Origin of the sequence: Mesorhizobium sp. M00.F.Ca.ET.216.01.1.1 (assembly GCF_004010325.2) — a bacterium.
GTDB lineage: Bacteria > Pseudomonadota > Alphaproteobacteria > Rhizobiales > Rhizobiaceae > Mesorhizobium.
The window spans coordinates 1-299 of sequence record NZ_SADR02000464.1 but is presented as its reverse complement, the minus strand read 5'-3'; the positions used below and the strand labels follow the sequence as shown (position 1 = coordinate 299).

General features: G+C 66.6%; 1 pseudogene. It reads right to left on the bottom strand.

Features of this window, described 5'->3' with window-relative positions:
* Positions 1-299: pseudogene (locus EN859_RS36975) on the bottom strand (class III poly(R)-hydroxyalkanoic acid synthase subunit PhaC); the annotation flags it as partial.

Genomic DNA, 299 nt, shown 5'->3' with positions numbered 1-299 from the left:
CCCCAGTCCAGCACGTACACGTCCTGGCCCAGCGCCAGCAGCTTCTGCACCAGCGAACGGTCGGCCTGCAGGTCGACCATGTACGGCCGGTTGACCAGCGCGTAGACGATCAGCAGCGGCGTGCGCCGGGTCGGCGCCTGTTCGCCGACAAAGCGGTACAGCACCACCTTGCCGTCGCGCCAGACTTCCTCGCGCGCGGTCGCGCCATAGTCCACGTCTTCCACCTGCGGCAGCAGCTTCAGCCCTTCCATCAGCTTGCGCTGCATGGCCAGGGTTTCCTGCAGCAGGTCATCGGCATT